We start from the raw sequence: 17,859 nt of genomic DNA, 5'->3' as shown, positions 1-17,859 counted from the left end.
AAATGATGAACATTCAAAACTTGACCTACTCTTATCCGAAAGCAACACGTCCCGTGCTCGACGACGTCTCATTCACGCTACATCCGAATAAACTGAACGTCTTGATTGGCCTGAACGGGGCCGGGAAGACGACGTTGTTTGATTGTATGACAAGGACGCTCCCAGTCGACCGGGCCTCGCTACAGCTCGTGCCATCGTCTGACATGCTGTATTTAACGCAACAGATTTTGTATCACAACGAATTAACAGGAAAAGATCTCACGTACTTCATCGGACGGCTCACAAAGCGGCCTGACTTCAAGCGACTAGCGACTTATGTCAACGGACTCACGACCGCCCGGGAACAAGAGCTGTTCGAGCATCTGTGGAAGATGAAGCTCGGCAAAATGTCGGTCGGAGAACGCAAGTGGCTATTCGTGACATTGCTCGCCTCGGTCAAACGATCGCTCTACTTGTTCGACGAACCGACGAGCGGCGTCGATCCGGCGTCACGCATCAACATCATGCGCCATTTACAGCGACTCGTAAAAGACGGTCGGACGTGCCTCATCTCGACGCACCAACTGCATGACTTATCCCAGCTGGAGTCCCATGTCATCTTCCTCCATGAAGGTCGTGTCCTGTATGAAGGAGATTTCCGAGACTGGTTGCGCGCGTCCGGGACGACCGACCCCGACGAGGCGTTCGTGAAGATGGTCGAAGGCATTCAAGATGATGTGGCGGTGACAACGTGAATGACTCGTTTTGGGAAAAACACCGCTTCAAGTTTTATACAGCTGGTATGGTCATCTGTGGCTGTTTAGTCGGTATGTTTTCATAAGAAAACCCAGCCTCTGACGAATCAGAAGCTGGGTTTTAGTCTTCCATCCAGCGATAGACAACCATAAAACCAATCCACGTTGCACAAAACGTCAGAACGATGTTAATCAGTTGCCACATTCCATCTGTGAGGTGCATTTATTTATCTCCTTCTAGTTAAACCGATTCTTCGACGCATCGCGATGCGCCGTCCGCAACTCATGGTTCGTCACATGCTCCGGGTCAATCAGTTCAAGCTTCCGGTTCACCCAGACCGATAAGAAAATGAACGGGATGAACAAGGCGAGAAGCATTCCCGCGAAGACGAGGAGTGAGCCTTCGATCGACCAGGCGATGGCGATAAAGATACCGAGCAAGATGACATTGGCGAGCACGATGCCGAATTCGAGACGGACGAACTTTTGATAGCGCGCCTCGTCGCTAAAGGTGAGTAGTAAGTTCATCCGGTGCCAGGCCCGATATAAACTCGGCAACTGGGTCGCCATGATGATGACGGCGAACGTCGCCACTTTAATGTCTTGCGTGAAGATGAAGTAAAAGGCGATCCCTAAAATCGCGAACGTGAGCAAAAGCGCCGTCCGGTTCACGTTGCGGTCGTTCTCGACCATTCGTTTCAGTCGTTCCTGCTTTTCAATCATATTTTATCCTCCATTATGATGTCTTTCGTGTGCGGCGCTCGAGTTGCGCTTTACTAAGTTCAGTCCCCGTCACATGCTCTGGGTCAATCGTTTTCAACTCACGGTCGATTCGGAACCCCAACGTCATGAACGTGATGAGTCCGACAATAATGACGATGATGAATGTAAGCAATGTGATCCATCCAAGCATCGAACTCGTAATCAATAGCAGGAGAAACACGAGATTCCCGACGGCCAAACCAAATTCGGACCGTACTTTTTGTTGATAACGGACATCGTCGTTGAAAGTAAGCAACAACTTCATGCGGTGCCAGCCCTTATAGAGCATCGGGAACTGTCCGACCAAGATCATTGGCAACAGCAACAAAATCTCCTTCGTCATGAAATAAACGATGAACAGTGCAATGAACCCGAATGTCGGATACAGCGTCTGTTTTTGTCGCTTTCGGTCGTTCTCAATCATGCGTTCAAGTCTTACCGTATGGTCAACCATCAAATCCTCCTAGCCAAATCGTCTTTGTTTGCGTAACTCCCGATTCGTCACATATCCTGAATTGATTTCTTGTAATCGACCATCACTTCTCGTCCCATTTCCGTTTCATCTGCTCCCGCTTCGTCAGCCCGAACAGACTGTCGACGACGTGCTCGTCATCGATGCGGAGCAATCGTTTGTCGATCAACGTCGCAGCCAATAAATGGACGACCAATATGCTGGCAAGCATGCTGCTGAGCATCGATAGTTCAAAGAAGTTTAATTCATGTCCTATCATTAAACCGAACATGCCCCATAATATTGCGATGTCCCCAATCCCTTTTACTCGAATCAATCCTTGATACGCACGATTGTCATTGAACGACAGCTGCGTGCGCGTCTTTCTCCAGGACATATAGCTAAACGGCACCGCAATAGTCGTGACAAACAGAAACATCGCACTATGAGTTAGCGAAAAACTCCCATAAAACCATAGTCCTGCGGCTAAACCAATCAGACCGATTCGAAGCGCCGTGCCCATGCTAGACTGCTTTTCAGCCAATCCATATAGTTCTTCAGTCCGTTCTTTCCGTGTAATCATCCAATCTCCCCCTTTGAAACCAAATCCATCCATGACGCGTATATACAACTAGCATACCAATTATTAGGAGGGATTTCGATGGATATCCTCATTTTAGCTGTCTTGCTCGGCATCGTCGGTTTTATTGTGACTCGTTCCTATACTTTATATCCGTCATCGTTCGAGGAACGCTCACTCATTCAAGCAAATGTCTCTCACACGACAAAATGCCCGCATTGCCAAACCGTCGTGAGACGGCAGGAACACGGGCAAACTTGTATGAATTGCCATAAATCATTCTGAAGATCAACCTACTTGTTTTACCTGCTGGCGCGCGGTCATTTTCTTCCCACTCAACTGGAACAACAGCACCCCGCCGACGATCAAGACGATGCCAAGCGCCGTCTTCCACGTGAACGGAATCGCCTCAAGTCCGAACCAGCCGAGCGTATCCCACAGCAAGGCGAACAAGATTTGCGACACCATCACAATCGAGATGGCGTAACTCGGACCGAGCTGCTGGACGCTTTGCGTCACGCTCATGACGACACCGACACCGATGATGCCGCTGAACCAGTACCATGTCTCCATGTCACGTAAATCAAACAAACCGCCGCCTTCACTGATCAATCCGATGAAGAGAGAGGCGAGAAAACCAAGTGCGAGGACGAGCGTCGTCGTCGCCCAGGCCCCGACCCGTTGTTTCACGTTGGCGTTGAACGTATTCTGTACACAGACGAGCATGCCGCCCATGACCGCGAGCATCATTCCAAGTGCCATTGTCGTTCCCCCTCACTCATAAATACTCTCCCCTGCGACAGCGATCAACCCGGCGCGATTGATGATTGCGATCGACCGACGATCCCGTTCGATCAATCCTTGCTCGACGAAGCGTTTGAGCGTCCGATTGACGTGGCGATAACTCGTCCCGATCAAGTCGGCGATATCGGTCAACTCATCGACCGTCGACCCGAGCGCACGCTCGTCCGGCGTCATCGACAGCAAGTAGCTCGCGAGACGGACGTCGACCGGGTAAAACAAGTTGAAACTCATCGATTGCGATTTCAACTCGAACTTTCTCGTAATCTCTTCTAACAGATAATGGAGCCATGCCACATCGTCCGCCGCGTGTCGGGCCAAATCGTCGAACCGGATGACGAGCATCTCGACCGACGTGACCGCCTCAACCGTATTTAAGTACGGAGTCCGGCGCACGTATTCGATGTCACCGATCAAATCGAATGGACGTTTGAACGACAGTACGAGGCGTTTACCCGTTGCCGACGTATGCGCCACGCGAATCTTGCCTTTGACGAGAAAATGAAGGTGGTGCGCGTCGTCACCTTGGGCGCAAATCGTCGCGCCCGGCTCGTAACGGACGAGCGTGAAGTGTTCGTGTGTCGCTTTTGGCAAGACCTGCAACTCCAGTTGCGTCAAATAGTGTTCTAGCATCCGGTCCCCTCCTACCATTTCAACAAGATGATGCCGGCGACCATCATGGCGACACCGAGCAATTGTGACACGTTCAACTCTCGGCGTACCATCCCGAACCAGCCGCGCCAATCGATGACGAGCGCGAGGGCGAGCTGCGCAATCAGAAACAAGGAGATTGTCAACGTGACACCGAGCTGATGGACGGCTGTCATGTTGCTGAACAAGATGAGGGCTGCGAACGCGCCACCCGACAAATAGAGCGGGTGCACGTGTCGCATCTGTTTATACGTCCGGTCACGCACAGCCAGCATGACGAGAAGCGCCACAATGAAGCCGGTCATCTGCGTCAATGTCGCGGCCTGCCACGTGCCGATCTGTGAACTGATTCGTGCGTTGGCGACGCTTTGCAACGTTAAAAAGAAACCGCCGCTGATGGCGAACAAGACTCCGCGCATCGTATCCCCTCCTTTATATTATGACAAGCGGATCATCATGATGCCGAGCACCATGATGATCAAACTGACGAGTTGAATCCCGGTCACCGGATTTTTGGCTGCACCGAACCAACCGAACCGGTCGATCAGCAAACTTCCGCATAGTAAACCGACAATGACGATGACGACGGCGATGCCGGTCCCGACCATCGGGACAATCAAGACGTTCCCGCCGATAAAGAGCGCGCCGATGATCCCGCCAAGCCAAATCCACCACGGTTGTCCCGATAGCCCGCGCCATTCAACGCTCGGCCGGAGGATGAGTAAGATGAGGAGAAGTGCGACGATTCCGACGACAAACGAGACGAGCGCGCCTTTTAGTGCAGACTCGAGCACAGTCCCTAAATAGCCGTTGATGGCGGTCTGCATCGCACTCATCATCCCGGTCCCGATTCCGAGTAAACGCCAGACGTTCAAGTTACCGGTCTCCACCCGGTTCGCGATGACAAATTTTCCACGCCGACGATTGATCCAGTCTGTGAGTGCGACCGTCCCGACGACCCCTAGTAAAACAAGCAAGGCCCCAAACACGCGCCACGGTGTGAGGACGCTCGCGGTCGAATTGAACCAACCGAAGTGATCGATTAACAGCCCCATCACGATCTGTCCAAAGATTGGCATGATGACCGTCTGGACGCTGCCGAGCCGTGGGAACAAGAGGATGTTCCCCGTTAAAAAAATGACCCCTAACAAGCCACCCGACCACATCCAGATTGGCTGTTGCTGAAAGATTGACGAATCGAACCCGAATCCTTGTCCAGAGACAAGCAGGATGAGCGATAAAAAGGTCGTCCCGACCGCGAATGATAGGAACGAAGCGACAAACGGTGACCCGACGATCGAACGCAGACGCGAGTTCACGCTCGTCTGTATCGGTAGTAAGATGCCGATCACGAGTCCAATAACAATGGCTAACATATTTCGTTTCCTCGATTCTATGATGTAGTGCAAGTTATTATCTCAATGTACATCTCACTCATCCAAAGTATAAAGGACCGATGTCCTGAGTATAAAAAAAGAACCTTACATGGCGTAAGGTTCACTTCATCCCAGATATATTGTACCCTTCGATGATGTACTTTTGGAAAATCATGAAGATGATGATGATCGGCACGACCATAAATGTGGCCCCGGCCATCTGTAACGCATAGTTCCCACCGTGCTGCCCTTGGAGGAGCGCAAGTCCGACAGACAGCGTGTAAAGCGCTTCGTCGTTAGCGATAATAAGCGGCCATAAGAAGCTGTTCCAGGCCCCGATGAACGTTAAGATCCCTTGTACAGCCAAAATCGGTTTTGACATCGGCAAGACGATTGAGAAGAAAATCCGAAACTCACTCGCTCCATCCAAGCGGGCCGCTTCTAACATTTCTTCTGGAATCGTCGTCATGAACTGCCGGAACAAGAAGACCCCGAACGCCCCGACGAGACCGGGGAGGACAATCCCCGTCATCGTGTTCGTAAGACCCATTTGATTGAGCATCAAATAAACTGGAATCATCGTAACCTGACCCGGGATCATCATTGTCGCCAAGACACCGATGAACAGGACGTTACTTCCCTTAAATTTATGCTTCGCAAACGCATAACCGGCCATTGCTGTGAGCAATAAACCGAAAAATGATGCAAGCACGATTAACAACGTATTCTTCAAATACGTCAAAAAGTTTAAATTTACGAATAAATCGATGTAATGCTCGAACGTCACGTTTTCCGGTAAGATTGTCAACGGTAGCGACAAGATTTCCGCATCCGTTTTAAAGGACGAGATCACCATCCAGAAGAACGGCAACATGAAGGCGATGCCAAGGACGGTCAAAACGAGCGCGACGAACAACTGCGACAGCTTGGCTTTTCGTTTATGGTTTAAGTCGGGAAGTGGCGAGAATTTCTCCCGCTTCACATTCACGGCAACCGGTTTTTCGTTTGGAATCATGAATGTCCCTCCTTAATAGTTATTCTCGCTCTTTTGAAGACGGAACTGAATGAGTGTCACCGTGATGATCAAAATGAACAGTACGACGGACCCGGCAGCCGCATAACCGAAGTTACTAAGCTGGAAACCGTTGTTGTAAATGAAGAGTGCGAGCGACGTCGTCGAATTGAGCGGTCCACCCTCGGTCATGATGAGCGGTTCTTCGAAGAACTGGATCCAGCCGATCAGCGTCGTGACCGTCACGAAGAAAATCGCGTAACGGAGCAACGGGATTGTGATCTTGAACATTTGCTGGAACGTACTCGCTCCATCTAACGCTGCCGCTTCATAGTACGTGCGTGGAATCCCTTGAAGCGCCGCTAGGAAAATAATCATGTTGATTCCGACTGCACGCCATACAGCGAGCATGATCAACGATAGCTTAGCGATAAACGGGTCTTGGAGCCAAGGTACGTCTGGAAGGCCGACTGTGTTTAATAGGAAGTTGAAGAGGCCGTACTGCGGATTAAACAAGAAGCCCCAGACGACGGCGACCGCAACGACGTTCGTGATCGACGGCATATAAAAGACGACACGGAACCATTCGAAGACTTTGCCAGTCCCGAAATTGATCGACATCGCAATCGCGAGCGAGAGACCGATGACAATCGGTACCCCAATGACGACATAAACGACCGTATTCAATAGCGCTTGAATGAACACTTCATCTTTGAAGATTTCGATGTAGTTGGTGAGCCCGATCCATTCGATGTTTGCCCAGTTCGCAATCCCCGCCAAATCCATGTCTGTAAAACTCATGAAAAACGCGATGAATAACGGCATGATTGAGAACATGAGTAACAAGAGAACGGTCGGAGCGACGAGCAAATATGGCGCTCGATCATTAAGAAATTGTTTCATAAGGTTCTCCTTTAATAAAACGAGAGGGGGTGTACCCCTCCGTTTATTTTAAAATCGACTTCGCTTTTTCTTGGAACACCTTAGCTTCATCTTCTACAGTAGCCGCACCGCGATACATCTTCTCAAAACTCTGCAAGTACGTTTGCGCTACTTTTTCCCACGTTGTCATCATCGGCATCGGCTCTGCTGCTTCCATTTGCTCACCGAACGTTTTGAGTTTCTCATCGTTTTTGAGCGTCTCATTCTCTGCCCATGTCGCTTTCGTCGATGGAAGTGACTTCGTCATCTCCATCCACTCTGTCTGTGTTTCTGGTTTACTCATATAGGCGATGAATTTCGCAGCTTCGTCTTTCTTCTCACTGCTCTCAAAAATACTCAAGTTCGATCCACCAAGGAACGAGATATTGTTTTCTTTCGCTGGAAGGACGGCTGTACCCCACTTATCTTCAATGTCAGGCATTTGGTCATTGATGATGTTGATCATCCACGGTCCACTGATGAACATCGGCACGTTCGGTTCCTCGGCCCCAAACGCTTGAACGACATCAAGCCCTAAATCGATTGGCGCATATCCTTCTGTGAAGTAATTAGTTAAGTACTCTGCGCTTTCAATGAATTCCGGTTGATCAAAGAGCGGTTCTTGATCTTCTGTCAACAGCTCTGAACCGTTTTGACGAGCGAACATGAACGATAGCATTTGGTCGTTCGTGTCCAACGTGATCCCGTACATGTCTTCCCCGTCACGAGCCGCCAGTTTTTTCGAAGCGTCTTCTAATTCATCCCATGTTTTCGGTGCTTCCGGGTAACCTACTTTTTCAAGCGCGTCTTTCCGGTAATAAAGAACGCGTGTGTCGACATACCACGGTGCTCCGTAAAGGCCGTCCTCGAATTGAACCGTTTCAACCGATCCTTCATAGAAGTTCGATGGATCGAGCTCCGGGTAATCTTTTACAAGGTCTTTCATATCTGCGAGTGCTCCCGCTTCTACGAATTCAGGCATCCAAGACGTTCCCATTTGAACGACATCCGGACCATTTTTCGAAGCGACCGCAGTCAACAGTTTATCGTGCGCCGTGTCCCAAGGGATCGCCTGTACTTTGACGTTGACACCTTCATTCTCTTTTTCATACTGTTCTGCTAGTTTCGGTAAAGCTTTTCCTTCTTCGCCCATCGCCCAGACCGTGATTGTATTCGCGTCATCGCCGCTCGATCCAGAAGAACATCCCGCCAACACACCTGAAATGATTACCGTGCCCGCTACCGCTGCTAACCCTAATTTCTTCATCTGAATTCCTCCGTTTCTCGATAATCGAAACGTTTCGATTATCATGTAAAAAAATAATGTTTATACAAAGGTTTACTGCAAAATCAACAGGTTAAACGTTTCTATAAACATTATAGTTCACAATGTATCCGCTTACAATACGTATTTTATTTTTTATTATTTTTTTTTCGGATTGAAGCGTCTTTAATGAATTTTGAAGGGATTGTCTGTTTTGAATTTTCCTTCGCTTCAATCAAATGGAGCAACGCACGAGCCGCCTTCTTGCCCCAGTCCGGCTTCGAGTAGCTGACACTCGCGATTCGAGGTTGAGTATAGTTGGTGATTTCAAGTTTATCAAAGCCAACGAGCGAGATATCTTCCCCGATCCGGAGAGAAAAGTTTTGCAAGACGTCATAAACCCCGAGTGCCATATCGTCGTTCAAACAAATAATGGCGTCGCCTTCTTGAATCACTTCAAGCAATTCACTCGCTGCCCGGATACCTGAACGTTTCGTAAACTCGCCGTTCCATTCTCGAACAGCGACTCCGGCTGCGTTTGCGCGATCAACGACGACTTTCCGTCGTTCGACAGCATCATGGTTGCCGACCGGACCGTTCACAAGATGAATCTGATTAGGGTTCGTTTCCAAGATGGCGTCCATCTCTTGATTCATTCCGATTTGATTATCGAGTAGCACACAACTGATGTTCGGATGTTCAATCTCACGGTCGAGCATCGTCAGCGGATGGCCTCGATCCGCGAACTCTAAAATTTGTTCTTGGGTGAAGCGATGCCCTAAGATGAGCGCCCCGTCTACCATGCGCTCAGTCATCAGACGATGTGATTCGGGACCGTTACAAACGATCAACTCATAGCCGGTATCAGCCAGCTCTTGGTTGATCCCTTTTAGTAACTCCCCGTAGAACGATCCGGAGTAGTCCCCGAGAAACGCTCCGATGATATGCGTTTTTCTTGTCTTTAGCGTACGCGCCGCGGCGTTTGGCACGTAGTTCAACTCTTCGGCGATTTTAATGATGCGTTGCCTCGTTTTTTCTGTCACTTTCGGACTACCGTTTAGCGCATACGAAACGGTCGATATCGAAACGCCCGCCTCTTTTGCGATGTCTTTGATTCCTGCCATTTCCTCACTTCCTTCTGTCAAAAATTATAACATATGAACGCTTCATACGGCCGTAGCATTGGTGACTCGACCTGCTCTGTGGCAATCAATCGGTCCCCGCATTCAACCGGTATCGGTACCGTGTCCGGAGACAGATTCACGACGACAAGGAGTGGTGTCTCCTCCGCGAGGAAGCGGCGATAGACGTACAGATGATCTTCGGTCGGAACGAGTTCATACGCCCCGTCACGTAGCACTCGATTCGTCCGACGCAGTGCAATCAGTTCTCGGTACAAGTGAAGCAGACTCGTTTCATCCAAGCGCATCGTCGAGACGTCCCTACCTTCGTCGTGGTGAAGCGACCGAAGCCACGGTGTTCCCGTGCTGAACGTGTCCGCTCCTTCGCCCCATTCCATCGGAAGCCGGGCGTGATCACGTCCTTTCATTCGGACGGCATCAAGCGTCCCGCCCGTCCGTAAGTAATTCACCGTCTCGATATCCTGATAATCCTCTGGCGCGATCATACCGTTCGTCATGCCGACTTCTTCCCCTTGGTAGAGGAACGGGATCCCTTTCAACCCGTATAAGAGGACCGCGAGCATTTTCGCCGCCCGCTCGTCACCGTCATACCATCTTGAAATGGCACGAGGTTGATCGTGGTTGTTCCAAAACAGGCTATTGCGTCCCTCGACCGCGAACGCCCGTTGCCACGTGTCGAGCGTGGCTTTCAGCCGCGACGGCTCGAACGGGGCGAGCTTCCATTTACCCTGCCCCGCTTGTTCGTCGAGGGCACAGACTTCAAAGTTAAAGACGACGTCTAGCGAACCGTCCCGTTGCAAAGCTAGAATTTCGTCCGGGGTCAATCCGCCCGCTTCACCGACAAGAAGCAAAGAAGAGGTGTCGACTTGCGCCACTAAATCTTTTAAGTAGCGGCGCATCAACGGAAAGTCGAGCCATCGTTTGCGGTCGACATCTTTCCCGATCAAATCGATGACGTCAAAACGAAAACCAGTCACCCCGCGCTCGGCCCAAAACGCCAAGACGCCCGCCATCTCCGTCCGTACTTGCTCATTCCCCCAATTCAAATCCGGTTGCTCCGGGGCGAACGCATGGAAATAGTACTGGCCCCGGATCGGTGAGTACGTCCACGTCCCGCCCCCAAAGAACGAGCTCCATTCGTTCGGCGTATCTCGCCAAATGTAGAAGTCGCCGTATGCTCCTTCCGGGTCACGCTCGGACTGGAGGAACCAATCATGCTGATGCGACGTGTGGTTGGCGACGATGTCCATCATGATGCCGATCCCTCTATCTTTCGCTTTTCGGATCAACTCGTCCATATCTTCCATCGACCCAAACATCGGGTCGATCCGCGCATAGTCCGCGACGTCATAACCGTTATCGTAACCGGGCGAGACGTATACCGGATTCAGCCAGACCATGTCGACCCCAAGCCAGCTTAAATAGTCAAGGCGACTGACCACTCCTTGTAAATCACCGACCCCGTCACCGTCGCTGTCTTGAAAGCTCTTCGGATACACTTGATAGACCGTGTTCATTTGTTTTGCGTCCATATGCTCCTCCTATTAAGAAAAGGGTGACGAATTCGTCACCCTTTCACCGTAATCACTAACTCATTCTTTTCCTTGGCGTAGCGTAAAAATTCATCTTTTCCGATGCGTTGTCCTGCCTCTCGGTAAGGGTTCGACAGAGCGTGACCAGTCAATTTCTGACCGTTCAATGTCACGCTCGGGTCACCCTTACGGAACTGGATCGTCGTATCCGCACCGAAGAGGCGGAGCTGGACATGCATATCGGCATCCACGATCGGATCGAGCTCGACATGGTTTGTCCCGAGACGAATCCCGAGGTAGTTCGAGACGAGCTGGTTGAACCAGATTCCCGGTCCACTCGAATAGATGCGCCATCCCGCTTTCACGGGTACTGTCCCATCTTTCAAGCGGTCGAATTGCGACTCCGCTGCGTAGCGGTCAGCGAAGTCCCCGTCCGAGCTACTGAAGTATGCGTTCCGTTGCCGTGGTGCGGCATTTTTCACTTCGTCCATCCGGACCGGGTTGATCATGTTGAAGGCCGGGCGAATCTTCTCACGATGTCCTGCTTTCGCGAGCGCCTCGATGTAACGGATATGGGCGTGCACGTATTGCAGTCCGATCTCCCGACCGAAGTTTGCCGCCTGCTCGGCCCGCATAAAGTGACGGCTGACGCCGCCGCGGTATTCAGCCGGCCGGTTCATGAGACGAACCCCGTCCGGGAACGTCAAATGCGTGGCGATCAAATCAAAGTTACGTGTCATCTGGTCTTGATCGACAAGTTCCGCGATGACACTGCGCGTCATCGGCAACAAGCGGTAGCGCATCGGCAGCGTTTCATCGGACGGATGGAGCATTGCCTCGAACCGTCCATCGACTTCTTTCAAGAACCCTGCGATCACACCGTCACGGATCATCTCCTCAGTGAACTGTTTGCGGATGATTTGGCTCAACTCGCCTAGACGTTCTGCCAAAGCAGACGTTGGCAACTGTTCATGCAACTGACGGAACGCTTGGTATGTCAAGGTGACCGTCCATGAACTGATCAAGTGACGTTTCAAGTCCTCATCGGCCGGTTGCAGCGTATCGTCCCAATCTCCCCCGCCATAGGCGGAGAAGACCGAGCCGTCGACGAAATGCTCTTCAATGAATCCGAGAGCGCGTTCGACGTGTGCATAAAGTGTAGCGTTCGCCTCCGCTTTACCGTCCCGGTCGCGGAACGGAATCGTTTCATCGAGGCACGTCACGTCCTCGGTCCGGCTCAAATAGTCCGAGAGCGCCTTGAGAGGCCAGACGATGACGTCACCATGGCTATCTTCTTGTTGGATGCCCGCATATTCATCGAACATGAACCATTGCGGCCAATCCCCATCCTTGAATTGATGGCTGAAAATCACGAGGAGGAGTTTACGCGCTTCGTCAAAGTGACCGGTCGAAAGCAAGAACTCCATCGGTCCTTGCGACACGTCCCGGGTCCCCCAGGCGGCTCCGCCATATTGCTCAAGACCGTGCGGTGACTGGTAGTGGACCCGCATGTTTTGGACGTACCATAGCGCCTGAATATTCAACGCCTCGATGTCCGGTGTCTCACCTTCAAGTGTGAGCCCGTTCATATAGCTGTCCATCCATGTACGGTAAGCGTGTAGCTCCTGCTTTTCATCTAGCTCGAACGGAGTGTGCGTCGCCAGACCAAGGTGCATCGTCACACGCTCACTCGGCTCGTAAGCCATCCATACGAGATCGTCCTCGAACGGTTGGTCGAACCAATCCGATGTTTTGAGGAGTTGGAACGGCTGATCGCTCTCGATTGCGTACGTCAGATCAGGTCGTATCGCGGCACTGTCTGCCGCCTCGTCCGCCTTGAATACGAGCCGGTTGTCCGTCTGCTCCATGTGGAACGGGGCGACGTACTCTTGCGTGTTCATCGCGATCTGGTTACTCATGACGAAGCGTCGCGGTTGCGACGATTCGACGGTCGTCTTGATGACCGGAGCATCCGAAGCGATGAACGTACGGACGACGATCGTCTCCCCGTCTAGCTCGTAGCGCCACACTGCCTCGTTCAGCCGCATCTCGAACAGACTCGGCATCGTCAACAAACGGTATGCCCCGTCCATCTCGACATAGATGCGCTGCCCTGAAGTTTTCGGGACGTTGAGCGGGTTGCGGACGTTAGTCGTCCATTTGTTGAAGTTTGTGTTGCCGTAAACGATGTGCGAGTTGAAGACGCCGTTCATGAACACGGTCGTCGCGAGCTTCGACTCGTCCGGCATCAGGCTGCCGGCGTTCAATAAGATGTTGCCGTGACTCCGCTCAACGAGGTGCTCTTTCGCCGCCAACACGACGTGCGCGCCCTCTTCTGTGAAGAAGGACAAGAGCTGTCCGTCTTCCGTCTCCTCGAGTCGGCGCACCGGATAGAGGCGCTCGACTTCGGTCATCGTGAGCCCGGCTCCGCTGATTGATTGGAACGGTTGGCGAAGACGCGGACGCGGACGGACTGTTTGTTCGATAGGCGCTCCCGCTTCGATCGTTGCGAAACGCTCGACCGATTGCTCTGTCAGTGCCTCTGGATGATCTTGAACGAATGACAATTCGAACGCCATTTCTCGGTCCGTCCCCATGTCCAACGTTTCGGTCCGAAGCGTCGGCAAGGCGAACTCATATTGATACACACGGGAAGGCAATGCCCCGTCTAGCCCCGCGGCCCGTCCAGTCAATTTATACGATGTCCCATACACGTCAAATCCGTCCGTCGCATATTCTGCGATGGCTCGGGACGACGTCATCCGAATCGCCGGGAACCCGGTCGACTGCTTTTGGTTTTGGCGGGCCATCAGCGCTGCATCCGTCTTCACATAGTCGATATACTGGGCCATGTACGCCTCGTTCGTGCGGACACCGCCTTCATCAGCGAGCCCGAGATCTTGGACGTATGTGACGTCGAATCGACCTGTCCCTTCGAATGTCGCGTCAAAGCGAACGCCAGTGTCACTGAGCGTCCCCCGTACTTCATAAGCGAACTCAGGGTATCGCCCGGACCAAACGATTTCCTGGCCTGAGGCCACGAAATCACTAGGTGAATGAAGCCCAAGCAACGGACGGGCAACTTCTCCCTCATATCGGACATAAAGGTTTGCCATTGAGCCATCAAATGGATGGTGGATCAACTGGTTGACCATGATCGGTCCGGTTTTCAATTGACGGATATCTCCCATCGGAGTGAGCGAGAGGCTCACGTCTCCAGCTGTCAGCGTCGTCTGTTCGGTTAATACATTCACGTCGTACACCTCGTTTTTGTTTTTAGTTCAAAAGATTTTGCCAATACGTCACGGCTGTTCGGGCCCACAAAGAGCGTAAACGTTCCAGGGTCGGCGTCAAACGTACCGTTCGGCTGAAGATAGCGGAGCATGTCTGCTTCAACAGTGAACGTTACCGTCACGGACTCACCTGCTTCGAGCGTCACTTTGTCGTACCCTTTCAATTGCTTGACGGGCCGCGAGACTTTGGCCACTTTGTCTTGGATATACCATTGGACGATCTCGTCTGCCGTCGTCGTCCCATCATTCCGAATGACGACCGTCGCCTCGACGATGCCGTCCGTTACTTCTTTGACGATGAAGTCGTTGTAACTAAACGTCGTGTATGTCATGCCATATCCGAACGGGAAGAGCGGCTCGTTCGGCGCGTCGAGATATTTGCTCGTGTAGCGTGGGTCGGCGTGTTCGATGTCTGACGGACGCCCTGTCCGTAGCGCATCATAGCGAATCGGCACTTGTCCGATGTTGTAAGGAAACGACATCGTCAACTTCCCGGACGGACTGACTTGCCCATACAACAAGTTCACGAGTGCCGAACCGGCTTCAGTCCCCGGATACCAAGCTTCAAGCACTGCATCCGACTGCTCGACAACGTCGCGAAGGTCGAGCGGACGGCCGTTGAACAAGATCGTCACGACCGGCTTCCCGAGCGCCTTCAGGCGTTTAAGCCCTTCGCGTTGCGTCTTCGGAAGACGAATGTCCGTCCGACTGCCGGCTTCTCCACTCATCCATGATGCTTCACCGAGCGCCAAGACGATCACGTCCGCTTGCTCCGCGATACGGCATGCTTCCGTCCAATCAATCTCTGCTTCGACGGTCGCCCCGCCCGTAAACGTATATGGAAGTTCGGCCCGGTCGAACGCTTGTCGCAGCGTCACGGCCTCTTCTTTTTTCCCGTAGCCCGCCCATGGACCGAGCACGTCGTTCGAGTCGGCGAACGGTCCGATCAGCGCGACACGTTGCTTTTGTAACGGGAGGACACCATCATTTTTCAAGAGGACCACACTCTTCTCGGCCAGACGCCGCGCTTGATCACGGTGCTCATCTGACAGATGGAGCGCTGTCTCTTTCGTCTGATCTATCCCTCGGTAAGGGTTGTCGAATAAACCTAACTCTTCTTTTAGCGTCAAAATCCGTAAGACCGCCTCATCGAGTAACGCCTCATCGATTCCTGCTTCAAGCATCGCTTCGATATGGTTAGAATATGCGCCCGACATCATGTCGATATCAACGCCAGCTCGTAGCGCGAGTTCGCCCGCATCCTTCAACGTCTCAGCGACGCCATGATGAATGAGTTCTTTGATCGCCGTCCAATCCGAGATCAGCACGCCTTCAAACCCCCACTCGCTTCGGAGGATGTCCCGCATGAGATATTCGCTCGCAGAGGCCGGAACACCATGGACGACGTTGAAACTCGTCATCACCATTTTCGCCCCTTCTTCAAGGGCCCGTTTGTAGGCTGGTAGATGGTACTCACGCAGTTCGCGATCGGACACATCGACCGTATTGTAGTCGCGTCCGCCTTCCGGTGCACCATAGGCCGCGAAGTGTTTGACGCAGGCTGCTAGCGCATCTTCTCTCGTCAAATCGTTCGTCTGATAGCCACGGACGAACGCCGCCGCCATCTCCCCGTTCAGCCAAACGTCTTCTCCGGTCGATTCCATGACACGTCCCCAACGTGGGTCGCGTGACAAGTCAGCCATCGGAGAGAATGTGACGTGTAGACCGGAGGCCGTCGCTTCGATAGAAGAAGTGCGTGCCATTTGTTCGAGTCCGTCGAGATCCCAAGAACAGGCCATCGCGAGCGGGACCGGAAAAATCGTCCGGTGCCCGTGGATGATGTCTGCCATGAACAGGAGCGGGATGCCAAGTCGATTATGTCGCAAATAACTTTCCTGCAGTTTTCGCGCTTGCTTCGCGTTGCTGATCCCGATGACCGATCCCATGTTCCACCGATTCTCGTCGGTGATGCCGTCTTCCTTAAGTAGCTCCGCGATCGGTCCGGTGATCACATCTTGCTCGTCATCCGAAAAAATGGATGGCAGTGTCTGAACAAGCTGTCCCACTTTTTCGGCTACCGTCATTTGCTGCACTAATTGTGTCGCTCTCATTCCATCCCGCCTTTATCTCTAATTTGTAAATCGAAACGTTTCACCTGTGTATATCAAAAGTATAAGCGCTTACAAAATGAGATGCAATGGTTTATCGAAACGTTTCTATAAAAAATATAATTTATGGATAAATCTTATCTTTAGGTCAATGACCTTGTTATCTATGCCCTCGGTATTCTCCAACTCTCACAAAGTGGATCCTTATGTGAACTAGAGTCTTTACGAAGCTTATCGATTCATAATTCGAGATTGCTTAATGAAAAAAAACGAACCATGACATGTGTCATTGACTCGTTTTGTGCTCGGTATTCCGTTGTTCTTTTGCTTTGCTCAACACTTTCGCGGTGACATGGTCGTCATCGAACATCAAGATGAATCGATCGAGCCAGCGTGGGGTGAGGATACTGAAAACAATCAAACTGACAATGAGTGCCAGCAGAACTTGAATCGAAACAACACCTGCATGATAGAAAGCGAACAGGCTCAAAATCGCGACGAATCCGATCCATTCGAACACGAAGCCCATGTAGACCCAGCGTGTGTAGCGACGGCTTTCGTTGAACGTGAGCAAGAGCTTCGTCTTACGCCACTCCAGACATAAATACGGGAAATAGGAGATGGCCAAGACAAACGGGAGCCACGTCGGTGCCATATAGCCGACGACGACCGTGGCGACGAGCCCGGCCATCCAAATCCACCACCGTACAAACCAATGGGTATCGTCTTGTACGAGTAGCTGATTAATGCGTTCTTGTTTTGTCAGGCTGATCATAGGACACCTCTCGCCGTAGCTAATTCTGAACGAAGCGGTTGCTCAGGGTCTTTACTGACGGATTTGTTGGATCGGTTATAAAATAGCATTAGCATGACCGCGCAGCACACTAGGAGCACCCATACCCACCACGGGGCGACGAGTTTATAGCTGACGACACTACCGACTGTGAGGGCGAGCCAACCGATGAGAATCCAGTAGACGTTCCGGGTCGCCCGTTGCGCCTCAGGTTTGTCAGACAGACGAGCAAACACATCGGCTTCCTTCCATAAAGATACTATCAGTCCGGCTGCTAACAATGCCATCAACCCTGTCCATAACCACCAAATCTCTTCAGCGAGGAGAGAAAAAAATAAGAATGCAGGGAACGGGGCGAATAACGTCTCCCGTCGTTTCTTCCACTGCTTTCGATATGTATCCATTCGGTCTATTCGTTCTTGTTTCGTCATACCGTTTC

General features: G+C 51.7%; 17 protein-coding genes. 1 reads left to right on the top strand and 16 read right to left on the bottom strand.

Features of this window, described 5'->3' with window-relative positions; translation table 11 throughout:
• The first annotated feature begins 5 nt into the window (after positions 1-5).
• Positions 6-734, top strand: coding sequence for an ATP-binding cassette domain-containing protein (locus EVJ21_RS13705; RefSeq protein WP_131490719.1), 729 nt, complete (start codon positions 6-8; stop codon positions 732-734).
• 237 nt (positions 735-971) lie between these two features.
• Here EVJ21_RS13705 and EVJ21_RS13700 read toward each other — a convergent pair whose 3' ends face one another.
• From EVJ21_RS13700 to EVJ21_RS13625, 16 genes are all read right to left on the bottom strand, one after another.
• Positions 972-1,457 carry a hypothetical protein gene (locus EVJ21_RS13700; protein WP_131490718.1) on the bottom strand — a complete coding sequence of 162 codons (486 nt, stop codon included), beginning with the start codon at positions 1,455-1,457 and terminating at the stop codon, positions 972-974.
• Positions 1,458-1,470: 13 nt separating this feature from the next.
• Entirely contained in the window at positions 1,471-1,950 is a 480-nt protein-coding gene (locus EVJ21_RS13695) for a hypothetical protein (RefSeq protein ID WP_131490717.1), read from the bottom strand.
• An 82-nt stretch (positions 1,951-2,032) separates the two neighbouring features.
• The gene (locus tag EVJ21_RS13690) at positions 2,033-2,530 is read right to left on the bottom strand and encodes a hypothetical protein (RefSeq protein ID WP_131490716.1); all 498 of its coding nucleotides are present in this window, start codon (positions 2,528-2,530) and stop codon (positions 2,033-2,035) included.
• A 285-nt stretch (positions 2,531-2,815) separates the two neighbouring features.
• Positions 2,816-3,289 (bottom strand): DMT family transporter, encoded by a 474-nt coding sequence (locus EVJ21_RS13685; RefSeq protein WP_070329049.1) that lies wholly within the window; start codon positions 3,287-3,289, stop codon positions 2,816-2,818.
• A gap of 12 nt (positions 3,290-3,301) precedes the next feature.
• Positions 3,302-3,961, bottom strand: a complete 660-nt coding sequence (locus tag EVJ21_RS13680; RefSeq protein WP_131490715.1) for a Crp/Fnr family transcriptional regulator — start codon at positions 3,959-3,961, stop codon at positions 3,302-3,304.
• An 11-nt stretch (positions 3,962-3,972) separates the two neighbouring features.
• The gene (locus EVJ21_RS13675; RefSeq protein ID WP_016510013.1) at positions 3,973-4,398 is read right to left on the bottom strand and encodes a DMT family transporter; all 426 of its coding nucleotides are present in this window, start codon (positions 4,396-4,398) and stop codon (positions 3,973-3,975) included.
• Between the two features lie 18 nt (positions 4,399-4,416).
• Complete coding sequence (locus EVJ21_RS13670) at positions 4,417-5,355, bottom strand: DMT family transporter (protein WP_131490714.1); 939 nt, start codon at positions 5,353-5,355, stop codon at positions 4,417-4,419.
• Positions 5,356-5,476: 121 nt separating this feature from the next.
• A complete protein-coding gene (locus EVJ21_RS13665; RefSeq protein WP_131466293.1) occupies positions 5,477-6,370 on the bottom strand; it encodes a carbohydrate ABC transporter permease in 894 nt (297 codons plus the stop codon).
• Between the two features lie 12 nt (positions 6,371-6,382).
• Positions 6,383-7,270 carry a carbohydrate ABC transporter permease gene (locus tag EVJ21_RS13660; RefSeq protein WP_131466295.1) on the bottom strand — a complete coding sequence of 296 codons (888 nt, stop codon included), beginning with the start codon at positions 7,268-7,270 and terminating at the stop codon, positions 6,383-6,385.
• A gap of 43 nt (positions 7,271-7,313) precedes the next feature.
• Positions 7,314-8,555, bottom strand: a complete 1,242-nt coding sequence (locus EVJ21_RS13655; protein WP_131466297.1) for a sugar ABC transporter substrate-binding protein — start codon at positions 8,553-8,555, stop codon at positions 7,314-7,316.
• Between the two features lie 146 nt (positions 8,556-8,701).
• The gene (locus EVJ21_RS13650; RefSeq protein WP_131466299.1) at positions 8,702-9,676 is read right to left on the bottom strand and encodes a LacI family DNA-binding transcriptional regulator; all 975 of its coding nucleotides are present in this window, start codon (positions 9,674-9,676) and stop codon (positions 8,702-8,704) included.
• 17 nt (positions 9,677-9,693) lie between these two features.
• Positions 9,694-11,226: an alpha-glucosidase gene (locus EVJ21_RS13645; protein WP_131490713.1), complete on the bottom strand. Its 1,533-nt coding sequence runs from the start codon at positions 11,224-11,226 to the stop codon at positions 9,694-9,696.
• A 35-nt stretch (positions 11,227-11,261) separates the two neighbouring features.
• On the bottom strand, positions 11,262-14,480 hold the full coding sequence (locus EVJ21_RS13640) for a GH36-type glycosyl hydrolase domain-containing protein (protein WP_131490712.1): 3,219 nt from the start codon (positions 14,478-14,480) through the stop codon (positions 11,262-11,264).
• Positions 14,477-16,630 (bottom strand): glycoside hydrolase family 3 N-terminal domain-containing protein, encoded by a 2,154-nt coding sequence (locus EVJ21_RS13635; RefSeq protein ID WP_131490711.1) that lies wholly within the window; start codon positions 16,628-16,630, stop codon positions 14,477-14,479. The genes EVJ21_RS13640 and EVJ21_RS13635 overlap by 4 nt, the downstream gene beginning before the upstream one ends.
• A 283-nt stretch (positions 16,631-16,913) precedes the next feature.
• Positions 16,914-17,402 carry a hypothetical protein gene (locus EVJ21_RS13630; RefSeq protein ID WP_131490710.1) on the bottom strand — a complete coding sequence of 163 codons (489 nt, stop codon included), beginning with the start codon at positions 17,400-17,402 and terminating at the stop codon, positions 16,914-16,916.
• Complete coding sequence (locus EVJ21_RS13625) at positions 17,399-17,851, bottom strand: hypothetical protein (protein WP_145963259.1); 453 nt, start codon at positions 17,849-17,851, stop codon at positions 17,399-17,401. Before EVJ21_RS13625 ends, EVJ21_RS13630 begins: the two co-directional genes overlap by 4 nt.
• Between the last annotated feature and the right edge of the window lie 8 nt (positions 17,852-17,859).

It is taken from the genome of Exiguobacterium sp. SH0S2, assembly GCF_004337185.1.
Lineage (GTDB): Bacteria > Bacillota > Bacilli > Exiguobacteriales > Exiguobacteriaceae > Exiguobacterium > Exiguobacterium aurantiacum_A.
This window is presented reverse-complemented; position numbering and strand designations above follow the sequence as displayed.

Bases quoted from the DNA above. Each gene is read 5' to 3' on its own strand.
- EVJ21_RS13705 (WP_131490719.1), top strand. From the start codon at position 6: ATGAACATTCAAAACTTGACCTACTCTTATCCGAAAGCAACACGTCCC.
- EVJ21_RS13700 (WP_131490718.1), bottom strand. From the start codon at position 1,457: ATGATTGAAAAGCAGGAACGACTGAAACGAATGGTCGAGAACGACCGC.
- EVJ21_RS13695 (WP_131490717.1), bottom strand. From the start codon at position 1,950: ATGGTTGACCATACGGTAAGACTTGAACGCATGATTGAGAACGACCGA.
- EVJ21_RS13690 (WP_131490716.1), bottom strand. From the start codon at position 2,530: ATGATTACACGGAAAGAACGGACTGAAGAACTATATGGATTGGCTGAA.
- EVJ21_RS13685 (WP_070329049.1), bottom strand. From the start codon at position 3,289: ATGGCACTTGGAATGATGCTCGCGGTCATGGGCGGCATGCTCGTCTGT.
- EVJ21_RS13680 (WP_131490715.1), bottom strand. From the start codon at position 3,961: ATGCTAGAACACTATTTGACGCAACTGGAGTTGCAGGTCTTGCCAAAA.
- EVJ21_RS13675 (WP_016510013.1), bottom strand. From the start codon at position 4,398: ATGCGCGGAGTCTTGTTCGCCATCAGCGGCGGTTTCTTTTTAACGTTG.
- EVJ21_RS13670 (WP_131490714.1), bottom strand. From the start codon at position 5,355: ATGTTAGCCATTGTTATTGGACTCGTGATCGGCATCTTACTACCGATA.
- EVJ21_RS13665 (WP_131466293.1), bottom strand. From the start codon at position 6,370: ATGATTCCAAACGAAAAACCGGTTGCCGTGAATGTGAAGCGGGAGAAA.
- EVJ21_RS13660 (WP_131466295.1), bottom strand. From the start codon at position 7,270: ATGAAACAATTTCTTAATGATCGAGCGCCATATTTGCTCGTCGCTCCG.
- EVJ21_RS13655 (WP_131466297.1), bottom strand. From the start codon at position 8,555: ATGAAGAAATTAGGGTTAGCAGCGGTAGCGGGCACGGTAATCATTTCA.
- EVJ21_RS13650 (WP_131466299.1), bottom strand. From the start codon at position 9,676: ATGGCAGGAATCAAAGACATCGCAAAAGAGGCGGGCGTTTCGATATCG.
- EVJ21_RS13645 (WP_131490713.1), bottom strand. From the start codon at position 11,226: ATGGACGCAAAACAAATGAACACGGTCTATCAAGTGTATCCGAAGAGC.
- EVJ21_RS13635 (WP_131490711.1), bottom strand. From the start codon at position 16,630: ATGAGAGCGACACAATTAGTGCAGCAAATGACGGTAGCCGAAAAAGTG.
- EVJ21_RS13630 (WP_131490710.1), bottom strand. From the start codon at position 17,402: ATGATCAGCCTGACAAAACAAGAACGCATTAATCAGCTACTCGTACAA.
- EVJ21_RS13625 (WP_145963259.1), bottom strand. From the start codon at position 17,851: ATGACGAAACAAGAACGAATAGACCGAATGGATACATATCGAAAGCAG.